This window comes from Streptomyces sp. NPDC052043, from assembly GCF_044548235.1.
Classification (GTDB): Bacteria; Actinomycetota; Actinomycetes; order Streptomycetales; family Streptomycetaceae; genus Streptomyces.
The window spans coordinates 201,425-221,407 of the sequence record NZ_JBIUBT010000009.1; the positions used below are offsets into that span (position 1 = coordinate 201,425).

At 70.0% G+C, this 19,983-nt stretch carries 20 protein-coding genes, 1 tRNA gene and 1 pseudogene; 5 read left to right on the forward strand and 17 right to left on the reverse strand.

What is annotated here, in order from left to right; genetic code table 11:
• Window positions 1-36 precede the first annotated feature (36 nt).
• Window positions 37-1,662, forward strand: coding sequence for an IclR family transcriptional regulator C-terminal domain-containing protein (locus ACIHCX_RS23270; RefSeq protein ID WP_400032408.1), 1,626 nt, complete (start codon window positions 37-39; stop codon window positions 1,660-1,662).
• A gap of 56 nt (window positions 1,663-1,718) precedes the next feature.
• Window positions 1,719-1,794: transfer RNA gene (locus ACIHCX_RS23275), tRNA-Arg, on the forward strand.
• 66 nt (window positions 1,795-1,860) lie between these two features.
• Here ACIHCX_RS23275 and ACIHCX_RS23280 read toward each other — a convergent pair.
• The 14 genes from ACIHCX_RS23280 to ACIHCX_RS23345 form a co-directional block, all read right to left on the reverse strand.
• Window positions 1,861-3,006 carry a tyrosine-type recombinase/integrase gene (locus ACIHCX_RS23280; protein ID WP_400032410.1) on the reverse strand — a complete coding sequence of 382 codons (1,146 nt, stop codon included), beginning with the start codon at window positions 3,004-3,006 and terminating at the stop codon, window positions 1,861-1,863.
• Window positions 3,006-3,203, reverse strand: a complete 198-nt coding sequence (locus ACIHCX_RS23285) for a helix-turn-helix domain-containing protein (RefSeq protein ID WP_400032412.1) — start codon at window positions 3,201-3,203, stop codon at window positions 3,006-3,008. The genes ACIHCX_RS23280 and ACIHCX_RS23285 overlap by 1 nt, the downstream gene beginning before the upstream one ends.
• Window positions 3,204-3,370: 167 nt before the next feature.
• Complete coding sequence (locus tag ACIHCX_RS23290) at window positions 3,371-4,597, reverse strand: DUF3631 domain-containing protein (protein WP_400032414.1); 1,227 nt, start codon at window positions 4,595-4,597, stop codon at window positions 3,371-3,373.
• Window positions 4,594-4,926 (reverse strand): hypothetical protein, encoded by a 333-nt coding sequence (locus tag ACIHCX_RS23295; protein ID WP_400032416.1) that lies wholly within the window; start codon window positions 4,924-4,926, stop codon window positions 4,594-4,596. Before ACIHCX_RS23295 ends, ACIHCX_RS23290 begins: the two co-directional genes overlap by 4 nt.
• An 86-nt stretch (window positions 4,927-5,012) precedes the next feature.
• Window positions 5,013-5,942: a bifunctional DNA primase/polymerase gene (locus ACIHCX_RS23300; protein WP_400032418.1), complete on the reverse strand. Its 930-nt coding sequence runs from the start codon at window positions 5,940-5,942 to the stop codon at window positions 5,013-5,015.
• Window positions 5,943-6,029: 87 nt separating this feature from the next.
• Complete coding sequence (locus ACIHCX_RS23305) at window positions 6,030-6,338, reverse strand: hypothetical protein (RefSeq protein WP_400032420.1); 309 nt, start codon at window positions 6,336-6,338, stop codon at window positions 6,030-6,032.
• An 18-nt stretch (window positions 6,339-6,356) separates the two neighbouring features.
• Entirely contained in the window at window positions 6,357-6,878 is a 522-nt protein-coding gene (locus tag ACIHCX_RS23310) for a hypothetical protein (RefSeq protein ID WP_400032422.1), read from the reverse strand.
• A 211-nt stretch (window positions 6,879-7,089) separates the two neighbouring features.
• Entirely contained in the window at window positions 7,090-9,192 is a 2,103-nt protein-coding gene (locus ACIHCX_RS23315) for a hypothetical protein (RefSeq protein WP_400032424.1), read from the reverse strand.
• Window position 9,193: 1 nt separating this feature from the next.
• Window positions 9,194-10,765: a hypothetical protein gene (locus ACIHCX_RS23320; protein WP_400032426.1), complete on the reverse strand. Its 1,572-nt coding sequence runs from the start codon at window positions 10,763-10,765 to the stop codon at window positions 9,194-9,196.
• A gap of 93 nt (window positions 10,766-10,858) precedes the next feature.
• Window positions 10,859-11,161 carry a hypothetical protein gene (locus tag ACIHCX_RS23325; RefSeq protein ID WP_400032428.1) on the reverse strand — a complete coding sequence of 101 codons (303 nt, stop codon included), beginning with the start codon at window positions 11,159-11,161 and terminating at the stop codon, window positions 10,859-10,861.
• A 29-nt stretch (window positions 11,162-11,190) separates the two neighbouring features.
• The gene (locus ACIHCX_RS23330; protein WP_400032430.1) at window positions 11,191-11,529 is read right to left on the reverse strand and encodes an RRQRL motif-containing zinc-binding protein; all 339 of its coding nucleotides are present in this window, start codon (window positions 11,527-11,529) and stop codon (window positions 11,191-11,193) included.
• The gene (locus tag ACIHCX_RS23335; protein WP_400032432.1) at window positions 11,526-12,527 is read right to left on the reverse strand and encodes a DUF2637 domain-containing protein; all 1,002 of its coding nucleotides are present in this window, start codon (window positions 12,525-12,527) and stop codon (window positions 11,526-11,528) included. Before ACIHCX_RS23335 ends, ACIHCX_RS23330 begins: the two co-directional genes overlap by 4 nt.
• On the reverse strand, window positions 12,524-12,826 hold the full coding sequence (locus ACIHCX_RS23340) for a DUF6303 family protein (protein WP_400032434.1): 303 nt from the start codon (window positions 12,824-12,826) through the stop codon (window positions 12,524-12,526). Before ACIHCX_RS23340 ends, ACIHCX_RS23335 begins: the two co-directional genes overlap by 4 nt.
• On the reverse strand, window positions 12,823-13,089 hold the full coding sequence (locus tag ACIHCX_RS23345; protein ID WP_400032436.1) for a DUF6284 family protein: 267 nt from the start codon (window positions 13,087-13,089) through the stop codon (window positions 12,823-12,825). The genes ACIHCX_RS23340 and ACIHCX_RS23345 overlap by 4 nt, the downstream gene beginning before the upstream one ends.
• A 461-nt stretch (window positions 13,090-13,550) precedes the next feature.
• Here ACIHCX_RS23345 and ACIHCX_RS23350 point away from each other — a divergent pair, with 461 nt between their 5' ends.
• Window positions 13,551-14,309 (forward strand): GntR family transcriptional regulator, encoded by a 759-nt coding sequence (locus ACIHCX_RS23350; protein ID WP_400032438.1) that lies wholly within the window; start codon window positions 13,551-13,553, stop codon window positions 14,307-14,309.
• The gene (locus tag ACIHCX_RS23355) at window positions 14,290-14,955 is read left to right on the forward strand and encodes a GNAT family N-acetyltransferase (protein ID WP_400032441.1); all 666 of its coding nucleotides are present in this window, start codon (window positions 14,290-14,292) and stop codon (window positions 14,953-14,955) included. Before ACIHCX_RS23350 ends, ACIHCX_RS23355 begins: the two co-directional genes overlap by 20 nt.
• 609 nt (window positions 14,956-15,564) lie before the next feature.
• On the opposite strand, the gene ACIHCX_RS23360 is transcribed toward ACIHCX_RS23355, so the two are convergent.
• The 3 genes and pseudogenes from ACIHCX_RS23360 to fxsT form a co-directional block, all read right to left on the reverse strand.
• Window positions 15,565-15,906 carry a hypothetical protein gene (locus tag ACIHCX_RS23360; RefSeq protein ID WP_400032443.1) on the reverse strand — a complete coding sequence of 114 codons (342 nt, stop codon included), beginning with the start codon at window positions 15,904-15,906 and terminating at the stop codon, window positions 15,565-15,567.
• 76 nt (window positions 15,907-15,982) lie between these two features.
• Window positions 15,983-16,060, reverse strand: a pseudogene (locus tag ACIHCX_RS23365) (single-stranded DNA-binding protein); the annotation flags it as partial.
• Window positions 16,061-16,151: 91 nt separating this feature from the next.
• Window positions 16,152-19,043: an FxSxx-COOH system tetratricopeptide repeat protein gene (gene fxsT / locus ACIHCX_RS23370; protein ID WP_400032445.1), complete on the reverse strand. Its 2,892-nt coding sequence runs from the start codon at window positions 19,041-19,043 to the stop codon at window positions 16,152-16,154.
• 164 nt (window positions 19,044-19,207) lie between these two features.
• Here fxsT and ACIHCX_RS23375 point away from each other — a divergent pair, with 164 nt between their 5' ends.
• Entirely contained in the window at window positions 19,208-19,696 is a 489-nt protein-coding gene (locus ACIHCX_RS23375; RefSeq protein ID WP_400032448.1) for a hypothetical protein, read from the forward strand.
• The last annotated feature ends 287 nt before the right edge of the window (window positions 19,697-19,983 follow it).

Below are 19,983 nucleotides of genomic sequence, written 5' to 3' on the forward strand. Positions count from 1 at the left end.
CTGCTGCGACCGCCGCCGTACCGGAGAACCGAACCGATGCCCGCGAACACCACGACGGATCCGGAGGCCCACGAGGCCGCCGGCACCGACGCCCCCACCGGGCACTCCAGCGCCACGGCAAGCACGCTCCCGGCCGTACCCGCCGAGGCGGTCGCCCCCCTGATGCGGGGCGTAGCGGTGCTGCGGCAGTTGACGCGGGCCGGGGGCGCGCTGAGCCCCAGCGCCCTGGAGCGCGCCACGGGCCTCGCCCGCTCGACGGTGGACCGCATCACGGCGACGCTCGCCCGGATGGGATACGTACGCCTCGACGGCCGCGATGTCGTCCTCACCCCCCGCCTGATGGAACTGGGCAACGCCTACCTGGCCGCCCTGCGTCTGCCGGCCCTGCTCGGCGCACGCGCCGACGCGCTCGCCGACGCACTGGACGAGTCGGTGTCCCTGGCGGTCGGCGACCGCGACGGCATCCGCTTCATCCACCAGGCGACCCGGCGCCGCGCGATGTCCCTGAGCTTCCGCATCGGCGACCTGCTCCCGGCCGAACGCACGGCGCCGGGCGCGCTGTTCGCCACGGAGTGGACGGACGAGGACTGGCACCGCTGGCACGAGCGCCACTCGGTCGACCCGGAGGACCGCGACTTCCCCGCGGTGCCGCCGCGTTCCCCGGGACCGGACGGCTTCGAGGAGCGAACCGCTCAAGCCGCCCGGGAAGGCTGGTCGTTGGACGACCAACTGATCGAACCGGGCCTCGTCGCGGTCTCCGTCCCGGTACGGAACCCCGCCGACGGCCGGATCGCCTGCGTGGCGAGCGTGGTGAGCCACACCAGTCGCCACTCGGCGCGTGCCCTGTGCACGACGCTGCTGCCCCGTCTGCGGGAGACGGTCGCGGCCATGGAACGGGACCTGCGCGAGGCCCCGCCCCCGGCACCCGCGCCGCCGCCGTCCGGCCTGGCGACCTGGACGGCCGCCATGAAACAGGAACTGGGCCGCGACTTCGTCGAATCCCTGGCCCGCGGACTGACGGTCCTGACGGCCTTCGACGAGGGCCGGACCGCCCTGACCCTGGCGGAGGTGGCCAAGGCCACGGGCCTGGCCAGGGCGACGGCCCGCAGGGCGCTGATCACCTACGAGCACCTGGGCCTGGTGAGCCACTCCCCTGACACCCGCACCTTCGCCCTCACCCCCCGGGTCCTTTCCCTGGGCTTCCCGCCCCTCTCCCGCGCCGCCCTGTCCGGGATCGCCCAGCCGCACCTGGAGGGCCTGGCGGCCCACGTGCACGAGACGACCTCGCTCGCCGTGCTGACACCGTCCGGCGAGGAGATCCAGTACACGGCCCGCGCCACCACGAGCCGCATCATGAGCGTCGACATCACGGTCGGCGCCCGCCTCCCGGCCCGCGCGACGTCCCTGGGCCGAGCCCTCCTGGCAGGCCACGGCTACGCCCTGGTCGACGAGGAACTCGAACAGGGCGTGCGCTCGATCGCCGTCCCCATCCGCGACCGCGCGGGCAGAGCGGTCGCCGCGACGAACATCGCCCTGCACGCGGCCCGCCACACCCACGAGGAGTGCGTCGAGGACCTCCTCCCCGCCCTCCTCCGCACCGCCCACCGCATAGAGGAGGACCTCCATATGGCTTCCCGCTTCACCCGTGTCGCCCTGACCTGACTCCCCACCGCCCAGATCCGGTACGCTGACGCCTGTGGCCGACACGACCACGATCCGCCTTCGTAGCTCAGGGGATAGAGCACCGCTCTCCTAAAGCGGGTGTCGCAGGTTCGAATCCTGCCGGGGGCACCAGCGAAAAGGCCTCGGACCGATCATGGTCCGGGGCCTTTGACGGCAGCAATTGACGGCAGTCGCCTCTCAGGCGGCCGGCAGACGGCGTTTGAGCAGCCGGTCCATGTGGCTGATCGCCTCCCGCTGGGTGTCGTGCACGACGTGCGTGTACACGTCCATCGTGATGCTGATCTGGCTGTGCCCCAGGATCTCCATGATGACCCGTGGCGCGACGCCGGCCGCCGTCAGCAGCGTGGCGCAGCCGTGCCGCGCGTCGTGCAGCCGGACCACTCGCAGGCCCGTATCGGCCGCGACCCGCGTGAAGGACCGGTAGACGTTGCGCGGCTCGACCGGCCGGCCGGTCCGCGTGGCGAAGACGTAGCCGGTCTCGGACCAGGCGACGCCCGTGCGCGCGAACGCTTCCCGCTGCCGTAGCCGGTGCCAGCGCAGCGGCGCGATGCACAGCGCAGGCATCGGCACCACGCGGCTACGGCGGCTCTTGGGGTCGTCGTCGTACAGCGTGCCCCTGCGGCGCTGGGTCTGTTGACGTACGTGCAAGACGCGGTTGCCCAGGTCCACGTCCGACCAGCGCAGGCCTACCAGTTCACCGCGCCGCAGGCCCATGGCGACGGCCAGGACGAACGCGGCGTACAGCGGGTCTCGGCGCGCGGCTTCCAGGAACGTCAGTGTCTCTTCCAGGGTCCAGGGCCGGATTTCCCGCTGTTTCACGCGCGGCGGCTCGACCAGCGCCGCGACGTTCCGCGTGATCAGTTCTTCGCGCACGGCCGCTGTGAGCGCTGTGCGCAGTACCCGGTGCGCTTCCTTCGCTGTCGCGGCGGAGTGAGCGTTCTGCATGCGGGAGATGAAGCGGCGTACGTCCGCGACGCTCAACGACTCCAGCCGCTTGGTGCCCAGTAGGGGGACGAGGTAGAGCCGTACGTGCGTCTCGTACTTGTCGTAGGTGCTGAGCTTGCGGCGCGGCTCGATGTAGTGCTCCAGCCAGTACGGCAGCCACTCGGACAGCTTGGCGGACCGGGTCGGCGTCGGAATGCCCTGGCGGTCACGGCGCACCAACTCCTGACGCTTGGTGTCGCACTCCTCCCACGTGCTGCCGTAGACCGTCTTGCGCTTGCGGGTGCCGTCAGGCTGGGGGACGTACACGCGGGCTTCGTAACGGCCGTCCTTGCGCTGCCAGATGCTGCCAGCGCCGTTCGGGTTCCTCTTGCGTGCCATCAGGCGGCTTCCTCCAACTGGTCCTCGATGAAAGCCCGGAGTGCGTCAGCCGGGACTCGTCGGCACCGGCCGATCTTGATGCTGCGGAGCTGCTTGGAGCGGATGAGGTCGTAGACCTTGAAGCGGCTGAGCCTCAGGGCCTCCATGACTTCGGGGACCGTGAGCGCTTTGTGGGTGGTGGGCAGGGCTGACCCCACTGCGGCCTCCAAAACGGGGCTGTGGCTCTTCTTCCGGGGGATCCGCCACGTCCGCCACGCCGCCACACCGCAGGTCAGAGCTTTGATCGTGTGGCGGATAGCGGTTTTGTGGCGGATAGGTGCCGCCACACCCGGACTGTGTGGCGGCATTGAGGGAGCCGGGTCGGCTAGCCGGCGAGGGCGGGTTGTGTGGCGGTTTCCGCGGGCGTGTGGCGGATGGCTGTGGCGGTATCCGCCACGGATTCACCCCTGCTGACCTGCGGTGTGGCGGACGTGGCGGACGTGGCGGATTTTCCAGGGGGTGGGGGGCAGTAGCGAGTCCAGGCGTCCGTGAGGTCTTCCGCGTAGTAGCCCTTGGGGAAGCCCGAGGGGGTGCGGATGCCGCGCGGCTTGATGGGCTTGTTGGCCGGGGTGACGTACTGGCCCAGCATCTTTGCGAGGGTGCGGGAGTTGATGGGCTTGTCGTCCAGGTCGCCCCATGGGGCGTCATCCATGCGGAGCAGGCATTCGATGATGGCCGCCGTCGGCATCCGGTCGGCGCCGCAGAACACCTTGTCCCGCAGGTCCGTCAACAGCCGCACGCCGAGCGAGGCTTCATCGTTGTCGTGCGCGGCGTTGACCAGCTCCAGGCAGGCCGTGCGCGCTCGTGCGGGCCATTCGCCCCCGGCGGCGTCTGCGACGGCGAGCAGGGGCTCCCATACATCCGCGGGTCGGTCGGTGACGCCCTCGGGCATCTCGGGCCAGGCGCCCGCGACCTGGTCGCGGACGGTGTCGGCCCACTTGGCGAGCCGGTCACGCAGGGCGTGTCCCTGGCCCTCGTGCTTGCGTTGGCGGTAGGGCTCGGCTTTCTCGTTGGGGGCTCGCTTGCGCATGCGGATGATGACGGAGCGGGTCAGGACGGTGTCCGGCAGGGAGCCGAGCCCGGCCATGGCCACGGCGCAGTAGGAGTTGAAGATCTGCGCGTTCTGGTTGGAGCCCTCCCCGACGCACCGCAGGGCACCCGCCGTGCGCCGGTATCCGGCGTTCAGGAAGCCGCGCAGTGCCTCATCCGCGCCTGCCTTGGGGCCGAAGATGGTGTCCACCTCGTCGAACAGCACCGTGGGCAGTCCGGCGGCGGAGTCGACCAGCCGGTACAGGGCGTTCGCGGACGCGGACACCGTGGTGACCGGGCGCGGGGTGAGGAGTTCCACGATCTCCAGCGCGCGGGACTTGCCCGATCCCGGCTCCGGGGACAGGAACGCGATCCGGGGCGTGGTCTCGAAACACTCGATGAGGTGGGCGTGCGCGTCCCACAAGGTGACGGCGACGTAGGCGGCCTCGGTGGGGAAGACGTTGAAGCGGCGGTGGAAGGCTTCCACCTCGTTGAGCAGCGCGGCTCCGTCGATGGCGGTCATGCGGCGTGCCTCCTTTCGGACGGCGGGGCGGGCGTTCCGGCGCAGGTGGATCGGTGGGCGTCGTAGTCGGTGACCAGGGCGGCGATGGCGTCGGGGCCAGTGGCGGTGCCGGTCAGCCCACAAGCGCAGGCGTAAGCAGCGGTGGGCAGAGCGCCGGGCCGGGTCGACCAGCGGGCGCCGTCGTAGTGGTGGCGGTAGACCGGCGGGGCGAAGATCCGGATACCGGGGGCGTCCGGTGTCGGGTCGGCACCCTGCCGGACCGGGGACCGGTTCCAGCGGGGAAGGGCAGTTACGACGCCCTTGCGGGCGGCGCCTTTCGGCTCGCCCACTCCCGGAGCGTCCAAAGGCTGTGGAGCGACATGCGGGCCGGTCGGGGTGTTGGTGAGGCAATCCAGGGCGGGGGGAGTCGGCGCCGTCATGCTGCCCCCCGCGGGGTTGCATGGGCGATGACCCAGTCCAGGGCGCTGCGGATGGTGGTGCGGCACTCGGCCGGCGGCAGTCCCGTCGCCTCCCCCGCCCCCTGGATTGCCTCCTCCACCACGTGCCGGGGGATGTCGCCCCACGCCACGAACCGCGCCACCTTGCAGGCGCTTCGGTGCAGGGTGTTGTTCCGCCCGTTCGGCCCGCCCTCGGTCGCGGCGGCGATGACGGCGCACTCGCGTTCCAGGGCGGTCCGTGCGGCGCGGGTGCCGTCGTGGACCCGGATAGGCACCGCGACCGGCTTGTGCGGGTCGGTGAGCAACGCGGTAAGCCAGTCCGGCAGTTCGGCCACGGGCGCGTCGTGGGCGACCTCGTAGGTGCCGTCGGGGGTGGTGCTGCCGGGGGCGACGACGTAGCCACCCCAGGCGCGGGTGTCGATGTGGGGGCCGAGCCGGTTCGCGCTGTTCTTCAGCCGCGCTCCGGGCGGGGCGGTGAAGTACAGGTGCTCTCCGCCGCGCGCGGTCCGCACCCGGTAGGTGGGCGGGACGGTCTGGCCGGTGCGCTCGCAGAGCGCCGCAAGGGAAGTTGTGCCGTCAGGCGCTCCTTTTGGCTCGTCGGGCTTGCACACGTCCAGGTCGACCACGAGCAGCCCGGCCGGACCCGTGGCGATCCCGACGTTGTACGGGCGGGTGGCCCACGTGGCGTGGATGAGCGCGGTATCGGTAGTGGCGCGCTGCTCGGGCTTGCGATGTCCGCCCGCGCAGCGTCCGGTGCCGGGGCAGGCCCGTTCGGGGTGCCCGGCGGGCCGCTTGGCGTGCGGGTGCAGGGGGATGACGGGCCACCCGCGCTTCGCGGATGCGAGGGCGGAGGCGAGTAAGGGCAGGCAGGTGAGATCGGCGGTCAAAATGCCGGGGGGTTGGGGCATGCTGGATGTCTCCAGTTCCTCGGATGGATGCTGGCTGACAAGGGCGGTCCCGGTTCTTGGCGGAATGGGGGGCCGCCCTTGGCGTAGTTAGAACGGCGGTTCGTCGCTGTAGCCGTGGAGCGCCCACGGGTCGGCGTCGCGGTGGCGCCGGTGCAGCCACCGGGGCAGGCGCGGGAGGGGCAGCAGGAGCCAGCGATGGTTCTCGTTCCAGCAGTCGCAGGGGTCCCAGTCGCTCCCGGCGTACTCGCCGGTGTCGTAGTCGCCGTATTCGCGCTCGATGCCGCCCACGCCGTCGCAGATGGGGCAGTCGGAGCGGGGCGTGTCGGTCAGGATCAAGGCCCGGCGGGGCCAGTGGGCGAGCTGGACGCGCAGTCGGGGCAGGGGGTGGCGGTTCACGCTGGGTGTTCCCTTTCCTCAGCGGTGGTGTTCGTTGTGGGTGCGGGCGATCAGCCCGCGGGTGTGGGCAGTGATGGTGTGGGTCTCCTGCCGGACCGGTCCCGCGTAGTGGTGGTGGGTTTCGGTGTGGGCGGCCTTGAGGGAGCGCAGGGCTGATCCGATGGCGGCGGCGACGGCTGCCACGGCGGCGATCGGCAGGGTGACGAACAAGACGCTGGTGAGGGTCACGGCGGCGAATCCTTGGCAAGCGAGCCAGATCCCGCAGCCCAGTCCCACGCACGTGGCGCCGACGCCGATCCCGGCGACGGCGGTCCCGGCGGCCCATGGCGGGACGATGCGGCTGTCCGGCTGAGGGACGGGCGGGGTGGTGCCGTAGGCGGGAAGCGGGGCCGGGTCGCGGAAGCGGGTGGGCATCTGCGGCACGGGCCGGTAGGCGTCCGCGATGATCCTGCGGGCCTCTGCGGTGGCTTCGGCGTCGCTCATCCGCGGGTGTGAGCGGATGGGGTCGGGGGTGCTCTCGGCAGGGGTGTCGGAGTGCACAACAGGGTCCTTTCAAGGCGGCGGGCAGCACCCCCAGGGAGGGGGTGCTGCCCGTGCCGTGCTTGTCGTGTCGCTTGTCGTCTGGCTTGTCGTGCGGCTTGTCGCTTGTCTTGTCTTGTCGCTTGTCGCCTTGCAGGTCACAAGCCGTTTCCGGCCTTCCAGGCCCGCCACAGGGACTTGTGCTCCGGGCGGGCCGACAGGCGACAAGTGATCAGCTCTCGGGGGCGTGCTGGCGGTGGACGTATCGGGCCTTGGTGCCCTCCCCGATGCGGACGGCGGTGCCGTCCTTCGTCCATGTCTTGAGCCAGCCGACGACCGTCTGACGGGTCGTGCCGTGGGTGTCGGCGAGCGCGCGGGCGATGGCGGATGCTCCGGTGCCCTCGGTGCCGGCGGCGAGCAGCAGCGCCAACGCGTCCTGTTGCGCCGGGCTGTCCTGCTCGCCCCGCAGCGCCGACAGGTTCAGCCCACCCGAGGCGGGCGGCGGCGCTTCGGCTGCGGGGGTGTGCGGGTCGGGGGCGGTGCCGAACTCGGCGTCGATCTGCGCCCGGAACTGGCGCAGCATCTCGTCTTCCGGTGAGCCCTGCTTGCTCTCCTGACTGCTCAGCGCGGACAGCTTCAGCCCCGACCCCGTAGAACGGGTGCCGGTGCTGTCGTCGTCGGGGGTGTGCTCGCGCATCCATGCGGTGCGGTCGGCGTCCCAGCGTCGGGCGTAGGCGGACCCGGCCGCCTTCGCGGACACGTCGTCCAGGAGGGGGTGCCGGTCGGAGGTGGCGGCGGTGATCTCCCGGATCTGGTTCGGGAGGATCCGCCACGCCTTGAACAGCCCGGCCGGGGACTCAGGGGTGCCCATGAACCCGGCCCCCTTGTAGGGGGCTTGGTCGACGCGCAGGCCGCGGCTGCCGGGGAACATCTTGGTCAGGTCCATGCCCTCGGTCTCACCGCCCGTGAGGGCGACGCGGACCTTGGCTTCCCGGCGGATCATCAGGTTGCTCAGCACGCTGCCGGTGGCACCCAGGGCGGTGAGGACGGTGCGGATGCCCATGGCGCGGGCGATCCGGATCACTTCCAGGATCTTCTCCGCGAGCTTGCGCATGCTGCGGTCGGGGCTGGCCAGGATCTCCGCGCCCTCGTCGATGACCAGCATGATCTGCGGAATCTTGGCGCTGATGGGCAGCAGGTCGGTGTTGGCCTTGGCCAGCACGTCCTGGTAGCCCATCTTGCGCTGCTTGGCGACCTTGACGGCTGCGTCGAGCATCGTCACGGCCTCGTCGAACGTCCCGGCGAGCCAGTCGATGCCGGGCCGGACGGGCTGGCCGTCCTCCGCCTTGATCTCGCCGTTGAGGGCGGGCAGGACCCAGGGCAGGCCGGCGCTGCCGGCGTTGAGGTCGATCACCCACGTCAGGATGTCCCCAGCCCGGGCGAACCCGGCGAGGATCGAGTGCACCATGTTCGTCTTGCCCGATCCGGTGGGGCCGACGATCAGCGCGCACTGCTCGCGCAGATAGGCGCGGATGTTCTCCGCGTTGGTCCGGTAGCCCCAGGGGATGCCGGTGTGCAGGGAGAGCGGCCCGTAGTCGGCGGGGTAGGTGCGCTCCTCCTCCAGCACGTTGAGCGTGGTCACGTCGATGATGACGCGGCCCTGGTGGATGCCGGGGGAGGCGGTGGCGGTGCAGCCGTGCGGCAGCCGCGCATCTGCGGACAGGCGGGCGGACTCGCCCGCGATCTTGTTCCAGGTGGCGCCGCCGGGCGGGAGTTCGGCGTCGATGGAGTATCCGGCCCCGGTCTCCCACTGCTCCACGCCCAGGACGCGCACGGTGATGGAGCAGACCCGCTGGATCCGGTCCACCCATTCCGCGGCGATGGCCCGGCGCTCCGCGGACAGTTCGGCTGCGATCTGCCGTTGCTCGGCTGCGTTGGCCTCCTCTTCCCGCGCCTCTTCGTAGTGGGCGGTGGAGCGGGCGGCGGCGCCGATGCCGACGCCGATGGTGGCGAGGGATCCGAGGGCGGCCCAGGTCAGGGGGCCGTGGGTCATGGCCCAGGTGGTCCAGCCGGCGCCGACGAGCCAGGAGGCGGCGCGGGTGGCCAGGGTGCGGCCGGCGTGACGCACTCGCAGGCCGACGACGGTGTGTCCGAGGGCGCCGGCTGCGCCGACGGCGAGGGCCCAGCCGGGGGGCATGGCGGTGGCGGCGCCGGTGGTGGCGACGGCGAAGGCTCCGGTGGTGGCGGACAGGGCGCCGGTCACGGGTCCGTGACCGGCGGCCCAGTCCAGCACCGGGCCACTGCCGTGGTGTTTGGCGGTGGCGGTGCTGCTCATGTCAGACGTTCCAGCCCTTCTCGGCCTCGTGGCCGTTGCGGGGGTCCTCGTGGCGGGCGATGTCCTGCTCGTGGGCCTGCCGGAACAGCGGGCCCATGTCCTCGGCGACGGCGACGGCGCTCATCAGGGCGCCGAAGATGTCGTTGAAGCCGTCCGCGACTTCCTTCTCCAGCGGGAACTCACTGTCGGAGCGCTCCGCGAGGATCTTCATCACGTTGGCCACGCTGGTCAGCGCGGCCGGCAGCCCCTCGACCATGGCCAGGATCTCCATGGCGTTCTCGGGGTCGTACTGGTTGGCGGCCTGCTCCATCTCGGCCGCGACCTCTTCGAACCGGAAACCGGACACGTGCTCTCCTTCACTCACCTCGGGTGTGGTGGGGACCTTGGCTGCGGGCCGCTCGACGCCGTCCGCGATGCCGTCCGTGCCGTCCTCGCTGGCTTCGGCGTCGGCGGCGGCTTCCTGCTCGCGCAGGTTCGTGCGAGTGGCTTCATCCCGGCCGGCGCGCTGCTCGGCAGCAGTGCGGACCAGACGCCGGTACAGGCGGCGGCCGGGGTACATCAGCCACGGGATATCGAACTTGCGTCCGAATGGGGTGGTGATGAGCCCGAGCAGACCGACGGGCAGGGCGAGCAGGGCGGCGAGCAGGCGGCGGCCGTGGAAACGGGCCGCGGACCTGCGCAGCGCCTGACGGGCCGCCTTCCGCGCGGGGGCCTTGCGCACCTGGGCACGCTGCGCCGCGATGGTGCCGCCGGTCTTGGTGTCCCGCTTGGCCCGGTTCTTGGCGATGGCGGTATCCCGCGCGGCGCGGGCCTTGCGGGCGGCACCACCCAGGAGACCGCCCCCGCCGTTCCTGCCCTTGCCCAACCGGCTGTTGCCAGCTGAGGCTCTAGCGTTGCGGCGAGCGTCGGCGACCGCGCGGCGGGCCGCCGTGGTGTGTGCCCGCTTGTCGGCACGGGACCCGGCCGCGGCCTGCTGCGACGCTCGCAGGGCCTTCATCTGGCCGACCCGGCTGGCACCCTTCCCTGCGCTGCCAGCCGCGTGCTTGGAGAAGCCCTGACCAGTCTTCCCGCTGGTGGCGGTGCTGTTGTGGCGTGCGGCCGGGCCGGTGCCGCGGCGGTGCTGGCCCGGCACACTGCCGGATCGGCCACCGCTGCGACCGGCGCGAGAGTTGCCCGAACGGCCACCAGCACTACGGCTGCCGCCTGCTCCCGTGCCACCGTGGCGTAGGCCCGCGCTACGGGCGGCGTTGTGGCCGGCGGCGCGGGTGGCGGCCCGTCGTGCCTCGCGGCGCGGGTTGGGCTTGCGGGAGCGGGTGGCGGCGAAGGTGCCGAGGACAACGGCGCCGGTTGCGGCGACTATGGCGGCGATCGGGCCGCCGGCCAGGGAGGCGGCGGCGACCGCTCCTACGGTGCTGTTCGCCCCGGTCAGTGCGAGGGGGACGACCGGCCAGCCGCCGGGCGTGTGCTCCACCTCCTTCCCGTCCTTGGCCGTGGTGGGCGTGGGGTCGGGCGGCGGGGGCGGAGGGGGCGGGGAAGCCTCGACGGCTACCGGCTCGGTGCTGAGTTCCGTCATGCTGTGAGCACTCCTTCAGTGGAGTAGGGCCCGGCCGGGGCTGTGGTAGGTGTTCGGCCGGGCCTGCCGAAGTGAGGGGTGAACGCGGCCAGCTCAGCCGCGGTGCGGGTGGTGGGCGGCGATCTCCTGCCAGCGCCGGTTCTCCGCGGCGTCCGTGTTGCTCAGGCTCACGTGGAAGTCGCAGCCGGGCCGCCGGCACCGGTAGGTGGTCGTCGACCATGTGTCGATCACGCGGAAGAGCAGGCTGGAGAACGTGGCCAGGCACGAGGCGCAGCAGGCCAGCAGCAGCGAGAGCGGCACGCCGTAGCCGGACAGCCGCACGCCGACGGACGTGGCCAGCGCCGCACTGACAGCGACGGCGCCGGAGACGAGAACGCGGTGACGGGTGTCGTTCACTTGGGAACGTCCCTTCCAAGTTGGGGTGTTCAGGCGGCGCGCTGTTCCTCGGGAAAGGCGCAGGCAGCGCACATGCCGAGTGAGGGCGGGATGACGTATCCGGCATCGCGCCGGCAGGTGGGGCAGGTGCGTCGGGCGCGGTTGGCCTTGGCCAGTGCCGCCGTGCGGGCCGCGGTCATGGGGCGGACCGGCCGGGCCTGGTCGACGCGGTAGAGGTAGGCGACCAGCGGGCCCCGCCGTCGGCGGGGACGCTGGAGTTCTGCTGCCACGTCCTGGCCACCCGGGCGTAGCCCCATCGCGCGGAGCTGCCGGCGGGTGGCCAAACCGTCCGGGGCGAGCCGCCACCGGTAGACGGGCAGCGCGCTCACGAGGATGCGCCCTCAAGCACGAGTGCGGCGCAGTCGCGGTGCTCGGTGTAGCGGGCGGAGACCCAGCCGACCGACCAGCCGCACAGGTCCGCAGCCGCCCGCACCGGCAGGCCCTCACCGAACGCCGCGCGCACCACGGCGCGGGCCCGGTCTTCGGGGAGCTTCTCGTTCACCGGGCCACCGGACAGCAGCGCGGCGCGTTCACGGCGTTCACGCTCGGCCCGCTCCTGCTGCTGCCGGCGCGCTTCGGCCTCACGCTCCAGCCGCTCCCGCTCACGGCGCTGAGCGGCCTCCCGCTCGACGCGTTCACGCTCGCGCTGCTGCTGTTCACGCTCGCGCTCACGGCGTTCACGGTCCTCCCGCTCCGCACGCTCGCGCGCCTCCCGCTCGGACCACTCGGCACGCCGGGCGGCTTCCTCGCGTTCGGTCTGCTCACGGGCGAGCCGTGCCTCGTGCTCACGCTGTTCACGCGCCAACTGCGCGGCGTGTTCACGCTCCCCACGGGCCCGCCGGTCTGCCGCCTCACGGCGCTCGACTACGGCCCGCTCCCGCGCTTCTCGCTCGGCGCGCTGCTCGGACTCCAGCCGCGTCACGGCGGCGGCGATAGCGCGCCGGTAGGCGAGCCCGGTCTCCGCGGTGACGATCAGCAGCAGCGGTGCCACGGCGTGGACAGCCACGCCTACCAGGTCGTTCTTCAGGGCGGAGTCGGCAACGTTGAGGGCGAGGGTCATGCAGCCGGTCATCCACCGCAGTACGACGGGCCACCGGCCACCGTGACCGCCCAGTCGGGCGAGAACGGCGTCCAGGCGGACCACGATGACGACCGCCGCGTCCACGACCAGCGGGAGAATCGGCGCGGTCCACGACCATTTCGCCGGAGTGTGAGCGGCCGCGAGCGGCGTCACGGTGAGCACCGAGTAGAGCACCGCGCCGGCCACGATCAGCCATGTGCCGACGGACAGGGCGCGCTCGGCTGAACGGATATGAACGGCGTTCACGCGGCCACCTCCGCCCGTGAACGCACCCGGATCGCAGCAATCAGAATGACCGCGGTGGCGGGGTCGTTGGGAATCTTGCTGTCCTCCGACCACGCCCACTCACCGCCCGCGACCGGTTCGAACCCGAGGACGCTGAGCGCTCGTGAACGCTCCGTGAGCGTCGGCGCCGGCCAGCGCCGGCCGAACGTGAACTCGGGCCACCGCTCCGTCGTGCCGAGCAGCACGACGTACAGGCGCCAGCGGCCGTCCCGCACGGACATCTGCGCGGTGAACTCCCGCGCCGTCTCCTGCTCCCTCACGCCGCACCGTCCCGGTGCGTGTCCGCGGAGTGGTTGGCCAGCGTGCGACGCGCGGCCAGCACCCGATTGCGGGCCCGGCGGATGCGCCGGTTGTCCAGCTCGGTCGGCGTGCGGTCAAGGGTGATGATCTGCGCGTCCAGCAGGTCGACGTCCGCGAGGATCGCGGGCATCTCCAGTTCGATCGCGTCCAGCTCAGCGTCCGTCGGCTCCATGAAGTCGGCGAACGCGGTAACAGCGTCCTGAACAGTAACGATGTGGCTCATTGGGTCTGGTTCCTCTCAGACAGGAACGGCCCGAACAGCGGCCCCGGTGTTCCCGCACCGGGGCCGCGCGCCGTTGAAGTCGGAACATCCGGCTCCCCTCAGCGCTGCTCGTACGAGACGAGCAGCGGAGGCAACCGGCCGCAGCGGTGCTGCGGAGATTGAGTCGCGCTGTACCTCACACGGGGGACCCGTGTGGCCGCCTACTTGGCCGAGGAGAGGCGGTGTGATCCCCATTCAGTTGTCAAGGAACTTGCGCTTCCTTCGTACTCACCCCCGCCTGAGCTGGGGCTTCCCTCCGGGCGCACCTGTACGGCAGAACCGGACGTGACACCTCATCCGACTTGTCTGGAGGAGTGCCGCAGCAAGAGATTGCACGAGTCCTACTTGGAGAGTCAAGTCCCCTGGTCTAACTTGTACGGAGGAGTCGGACCAGAGGGGATGTCTTGGCAGTGCGACGCGGTATGACGAAGGCGCAGGAAATCGCCTATGACCTGCGCGAACAGATCCAGTCCGGCCGGCTGGCACCGGGTGAGGCCCTGCCCAGCGAATCCAGGATGATGAGTCAGTACGGCTACAGCCGCGAGACCGTCCGCGCCGGTGTCCGCCTCTTGATTGACGAAGGCTTGGTCGTTACCGGCCAGGGGCAAGGGAAGTACGTCCGCGAGGACTACCCCCCTGTCGTCTGGAACTGGACGACGCTCGAAAGTCGGAGCCGCCACGCGAATGCCGTGGATGGGCGGACCGCCGGCGACCAGTGGGCGAGCGCAATCGCGGAGAACGGAAACGCTCCCCGCCAAGAGATCTCGGTCTCCATCGTTGTGCCCCCGCCCCACGTCCGAGAGCGTCTTGGGCTCCCCGCAGACGGATTGGCTGTGGCGCGCAAGCGCATCCGGTTCATAGACAACCGGCCCTATGCACTCGCCGACTCGTACTTCCCTCAGGAACTCGTGGTCGGCACACCCTTGATGGAGCCGCGCGACGTCTCAGCGCCCGGCGGCATCCTGGCCTCCGTAGGACTCGTGCAAGCCAAGTTCGTGGACGAAATCTCAGTCCGTATGCCGACTCACCAGGAAGCAGAGCAACTTGGCCTTCCCGCAGCTACTCCAGTCGCAGAGCACACCCGAACGGGCTATGACGCGGACGACCGCCCCCTCCGCTGCATGGTCACCATCCTTCCCGGAGACAGGCACAAGATCCTCTATGAAGTCAGTACGGACTGAGTACCTCCGCCCCGCCGCGGCGCAGGACGTACCCGCCCTCTTGGCCCTACGCGCAGAGGCCGAAGAGTGGCTACGCACTAAGGGAACCGACCAGTGGAGCGACCGGGAGACCGGCGAGCGCGCTATCTCGAAGTGGCGCGCGAGCATAGACGAGGGGCGGGCGTGGGTCGTCGTCGGCGAGCGTGACGAGGTACTCGCCACCGTCAGCCGTGGTCCTGTCGACCGGGACTTCTGGACTGATGCCGATCGTCCTGAAGCAGCGCTGTACCTCTACAAGCTGATCGTTGCCCGAGAAGCGTCTGGCCGGCAGCTCGGAACACGGGTCATCGACTGGATGTCCCGGCTCGCCGCCCTGGAAGGACGAACCTGGGTCCGCATCGACACGTGGCGCACGAACGCCGGGCTGCACGCGTACTACGAACGGTTGGGGTTCCAGCACGTACGCACCGAGGCACCGTCCCACAGGCGCTCGGGGTGGCTCGCTCAACGCCGGGCGGGTGAGCTAGCCCTGCCAGATGACCTTTTGCCTGTTGGCCCCTATGAGGGGTGCCACGGAGATACGGCAATGTCCCCCGAAGTGCCGCACCAACGGGCGGAAGCAGGGGCTAACGACGACATGACCAGCGGAAACGGGACCACACTCTGACATCAACAGCCACGTACACCGGCGCACGACGATGGGGTGTCGACGGGTGACAGGCGTTGAGTCGACCTCTCTGGACAATCGCGGAGGGCCCGGCGCGGCGGAGACCGGACACCGAGCCCTCCAGTCGATCAGTGGCGGTGATGCCACCAGTAGAGAGCGAAGGTTGCAACCCCACTCAAGCTGGCTTTCACACCAGCCCGCATGAGTTCATCCGCGGCAGAGCCCAGAAGGCGGCGGAAGTGGCGTTGAGCTTGCCGTTCGGCGATGCTGGTGCGTATGCGGTCACGCTTCCGGCCGGGGCAGGTGATCGTGTAGGTGGGGCGATGACAGACCCTGCACCTACACTTCCTGGTGCTGGAGATGTTGGCCTCCTTCGGTTGGCGTCTCTGACGGTGTTGGCGGCCTCCTGCGTAGGACCAGGGGGCCGCCGCCGTTTCCGGAGGAGCCCATGGGCCTGCGTTAGGACCAGGAGGTCCCCGCCGTGTTCGGAGGGGCCGTGGCCGCGTGGACCATTCTGACGCACGGCACTGACACCACGTCCGGGTCTCTCAGCGCCCCAATACCGCTTGAATCATGTGCTGTTGACGGCTCGGTACTCATGCGCTCTGGTTAGTCATGGGCGGATTTGGTCACCGAGATCGCTCTTCGAAGCTTCTTGTCGGTGTAGCCCTCGACGTACGCGGCGTGGGATTCCTGCAGGTCAGGTCGACTCGCATGCAGCTTCGCGTGAAACAGCGAAGTTCTCGAAGAGCGGGTCGTTCCCGCCGTAGTCGAACTTGACGTTGATCGCCCCACCTTGCCGTAGCTGTGCACGTGTGGGAAGTCGGCGAACGTGACGAGGTTGGCGCACTCGTAGTCGACCTTCACCTCGTTCTTGATGCGCGTGCCGAACTCGGTGAACGCGTCGATCTCGCGCAGCGCGTCGTTCCCCTTGTAGTCCACGTCGCCCATGTCGTCGAGGTGCTCAGGGTCCCTTGGCCGTGGCGCTGCGCAGGCTGACGGCGACTTCCCTGACGTCCAGCTCCTAGACCATGTGCTTGACGCCCTCACGGTCCTCGTAGGACCGTTGCTTCAGCCGGCCCTGCACGATGACGCGCATGCCTCGTATGCAGGAGAGAGGGCGTGGTGCCCGCGAACCCTGGCGGTTGCTCTCCCGGGCTACGTACGGTGGATGAGGGCCTGGTTCTTAAGCCAGGTCAGCGCTTCCGTCGAGTTTGGCGCGGCCCAGTCTTGAGTGAAGCCAGCAGTCTCTGCGCTTCGTGAGGCTTACCAGCGGCAGTCAATGCCCGAGCGAGTGCCTGGGTCACAGCCTCCGTGAATTTATGGCCATTGCCGAGGGTGCGGCGGCTTCGGGCACGAGTGTCTTTCAGTAGTCGCACTGGCGCAACGTGTTCTCGGAGGGCACCCAAGGTGGTGGCGAGGCCGAGGGCGGAGCGGAGGGTTTCGGGGTGGTCGTCGCCGAGGAGAGTGCGACGGCGCTCGAGGGTGTCGTCGTGCATACGTCGGGCCTCGGCGTGCTGGCCAAGGCTGTGCAGGGTGGTGGCGAGGCCGTGGGCGGTGCGGAGGGTGTCGGGGTGGTCGTCGCCGAGGACAGTGCGACGGCGCTCGAGGGTGTCCTCTGCCATACGTCGGGCCTCGGCGTGCTGGCCGAGGCTGTGCAGGGTGGTGGCGAGGCCGTGGGCGGTGCGGAGGGTGTCGGGGTGGTCGTCGCCGAGGAGAGTGCGACGGCGCTCGAGGGTGTCGTCGTGCATACGTCGGGCCTCAGCGGGCTGACCGAGGCTGTGCAGGGTGGTGGCGAGGCCGTGGGCGGAGCGGAGGGTGTCGGGGTGGTCGTCGCCGAGGAGAGTGCGACGGCGCTCGAGGATGTCCTCTGCCATACGTCGGGCCTCAGCGTGCTGGCCGAGGTTGTGCAGGGTGCTGGCGAGGCCGTAGGCGGTGCGGAGCGTTTCGGGGTGGTCGTCGCCGAGGACAGTGCGACGGCGCTCGAGGATGTCCTCTGTCATACGTCGGGCCTCGGCGTACTGGCCGAGGTCATACAGAGTGCCGGCGACGTTCTGGGCGGAGTGGAGGGTGTCGGGGTGGTCGTCGCCGAGGACAGTGCGACGGCGCTCGAGGGTGTCGTAGTGCATCCGCAGGGCCTCGGCGCGCTGACCGAGGTTATTCAGGTTGACGGCCAGGTCGTTAGCAGATTGGAGGGTGTCGGGGTGGTCGTCGCCGAGGACAGCCCGACGGCGCTCGAGGATGTCCTCCTGCATACGCCGGGCCTCGGCGTACTCCGCGAGGTCACTCATGGCGTGACAGAGGTGTTGTGCACTGGTGAGGGTGTCTTCGTGATCGTCGCCGAGGGTGCGGGTCCAGGTGTGGTGGAGGGTGGTGGTGAGTTCGCGGGCGGCGCGTGGCTGGCCGCTCGTGATGAGGTAGCGGGCAGCCTGGATCAGCGCCGGGCGCAGTTGGGGGCGATTGGCGGCGCTGTACTTGCGTGCTGTGAGGTGCGAGGTGAGAGCGGCCCACTGGGGCCAAGTGGCCGGGGCCTCAGGGCCCTGGGGCGTGGCGATCTTCAGGATCGTGGTGACGTCGTCTTCCGCCACAGTGGCGTCGGCCTCCGTGGACCGGTCGCGGAGGATGGCCTGGGTGAGCCGGTGGATCTGGAAGGTTTCGTGGTCAAGGCGAGCTAGACCGTACCGGGCCAACAGTTGGAGGGCTGCCTGAGGCCACATGAAATCATCCGGGTCGACGTCGATGGCCAACTGATCGAGGGCGGCCTCCAGCCACGCGATGGGGATCGAGTCGGGGCCGAAGTAGGCGCCGAGACGAAGCAATTCGGCAGCATCTGACCGGTCGGCGGCCAAGCGGATGGTGGCGATGTCCACGGCGGCAGCCAGGGGCGTTGGATAGCTGTGCGGACCGCCGTTGTCCATGAGCTTGGCGGTCTTCTCGGCGAGCAACACCCGATAGCGGTCCACGGTCATGCCGCTGGTGATGACTCCGGCCGCTTGGGCCAGGGCGAGGGGGAGGTCACCGAGGTCGTCCGCGAGGCCGTCGGCCTGCTCCGGGTTGATGAGAGGGACGCGGGCGGCGAGGTAGGCCAGGGAGTCGCTTCGGGTGAACACGCCCAGGTTCAGGCCGTGGACGCGATCGCTCCAGCCGGGATTGCGCGAGGTGATCAGGACATGGCCGGGGCCGGAGGGGATCAGACCCTCGAGGTCCTGAGGGTCGTCGGCGTTGTCCAGAATGATCAGCCACCGGTCCTGGGCGCGCAGGTGTTCCAGCAGCGTGCGGGCATTGTGTTCGGCGCCAGCGTCGGGTTTGGCGATACTCAGCCGGGCGGCCAGCTCGGTGTACCAGGTATGAATCTGGTCGGCTTGTTCGGCGTCGATCCACCACACAGTGTCGTACTGGCTGGCAAAGCGGTGGGCGTACTCGCGGGCGATCTGCGTCTTGCCGATGCCGCCTAGGCCGTGCAGGGCTTGGACAACCGCCCGCTGACCACCCAGCAGCCCGTCCCGAATCTGGGCGAGCTGGGCCTCACGCCCAATGAAGTGGGGATTACGGTCTGGAACATTCCACACGTGTGGCACCACGCGTGCGCCGCTGGGCAGTCGGGGACGCTGACTGCTGGAGCCAGCGGGGGAGGTGCGTGCGGGTGCGGGTGCGCCCGGAAAGACAGGCTTCGCGTTTGGGCCGGTGGGCCCTTTGACGGCGTCCAGCAGCGCGGCAATGGCGGCCTGCTCGTCCAGGCCGTGCAGGTCTTTTCGGAGGACGGCGCTGAGGATGTCGGGGACCTCAGCGGCCGCGAGGGGTGCGATCGTCAGAGGAATAAGACGCTCGCGACGCGCGACGATAGAGGTCCACTCCTCCCGGGTCCACCGGGTGCGGTCGAAGTAGTTGTTGGAGAACAGCGCCACCACCGTCGTGGCGCGCCGCATGGCGTCGTTCATCCGTTCAACGAAGTTGTCGCCCGTCCGCCAGTCCCACACATCGATTTCTACGTGGTGGCCAGCCTCCCGCAGATGCCAGGCCGCCCACTCCGCCCAGGCCCGGTCCGGCCCGGCGTAACTGACGAAGATCGACTCCGCTGCTGCGGCCATCCCTCCCCCACTTCCCCCTTAATGACGTTCGTGACATGACGCCGCACCCATGATCCCCCGTATACGGTGGCCACAGATGCGAATCGTGGAAATTGAGCAGTCCAGGCAGGGGGCATGAGATGGTGCGGGCGCCGAAGAGCGTAGATGTAAAGCTGAACCTGCGCGTGCTGGAGATCTCCGGTACCTGGGAGCCGAACGATGCCGAACGACGGGCGGCCTGGGAACTGTACGTCGAGTTGGTGACCCGCGTCTCGGTCGTGCCGCTGCGGGCCGACGAAGGACTCCTACGCGAAGCGCTCAGTAGCCTGTACTCCCTCTTCACCACCACCCGCGAAGTCCTGCGCAAGTACGGCCCCGAGGTCGCCGAACCCAAGAAGGACGGCCAGTACAACTTCGGCTACCTGGCGGTGGCCATGCTCAACTACGGCATCCGCCCCCTGCTCGCCCACTGGCACCCCGCGCTTGAAGACTGGGAGTCGTGCCGTCCCGCCGATCGCTCGCGTCGTGACCACGAGCAGGCCTGGAGCCGTGCCGACGAACTTCGCACTGCTCTGCGCGAAACCCGCAGTGTCCTGACCGCCTATGCCGACCTCCTCGCCAGTGCCTGCGGAGTCCCGAACCTCCTCGCGGCCGTCCCAGCCGACCCACGGTAGACGGACACAAGTCCGGCACCGCGCGAAGACCGTCAGATGACGCCATCACTGGCAGCCATTCCCGTCACAACCACAGGGGGCATGGACAACCCGAGACACACCCCAACGGTGCACCCGTACGCGGGTGAGGGCGCGGCTGCCCGGCATCTCCGCCGACGTACGCCAACAGCAGGGCACCACCATCACCAATTGAAATCTCCCGCAGCCCCGTGATCGGGCCCGGCCCCGCCAAGACACGGCCTGAAATGCAGACGGTCGCCCAGCGTGCCCACGTGCTCAACTCGGGG

Coding starts and splice junctions, on each gene's coding strand:
- ACIHCX_RS23290 (WP_400032414.1), bottom strand. CDS start 4,597: ATGACCGCCATCGACGGAGCCGCGCTGCTCAACGAGGTGGAAGCCTTC.
- ACIHCX_RS23345 (WP_400032436.1), bottom strand. CDS start 13,089: ATGAGCCACATCGTTACTGTTCAGGACGCTGTTACCGCGTTCGCCGAC.
- fxsT (WP_400032445.1), bottom strand. CDS start 19,043: ATGGCCGCAGCAGCGGAGTCGATCTTCGTCAGTTACGCCGGGCCGGAC.
- ACIHCX_RS23360 (WP_400032443.1), bottom strand. CDS start 15,906: ATGGGCGACGTGGACTACAAGGGGAACGACGCGCTGCGCGAGATCGAC.
- ACIHCX_RS23270 (WP_400032408.1), top strand. CDS start 37: ATGCCCGCGAACACCACGACGGATCCGGAGGCCCACGAGGCCGCCGGC.
- ACIHCX_RS23300 (WP_400032418.1), bottom strand. CDS start 5,942: ATGCCCCAACCCCCCGGCATTTTGACCGCCGATCTCACCTGCCTGCCC.
- ACIHCX_RS23315 (WP_400032424.1), bottom strand. CDS start 9,192: ATGAGCAGCACCGCCACCGCCAAACACCACGGCAGTGGCCCGGTGCTG.
- ACIHCX_RS23350 (WP_400032438.1), top strand. CDS start 13,551: ATGACGAAGGCGCAGGAAATCGCCTATGACCTGCGCGAACAGATCCAG.
- ACIHCX_RS23280 (WP_400032410.1), bottom strand. CDS start 3,006: ATGGCACGCAAGAGGAACCCGAACGGCGCTGGCAGCATCTGGCAGCGC.
- ACIHCX_RS23320 (WP_400032426.1), bottom strand. CDS start 10,765: ATGACGGAACTCAGCACCGAGCCGGTAGCCGTCGAGGCTTCCCCGCCC.
- ACIHCX_RS23355 (WP_400032441.1), top strand. CDS start 14,290: ATGAAGTCAGTACGGACTGAGTACCTCCGCCCCGCCGCGGCGCAGGAC.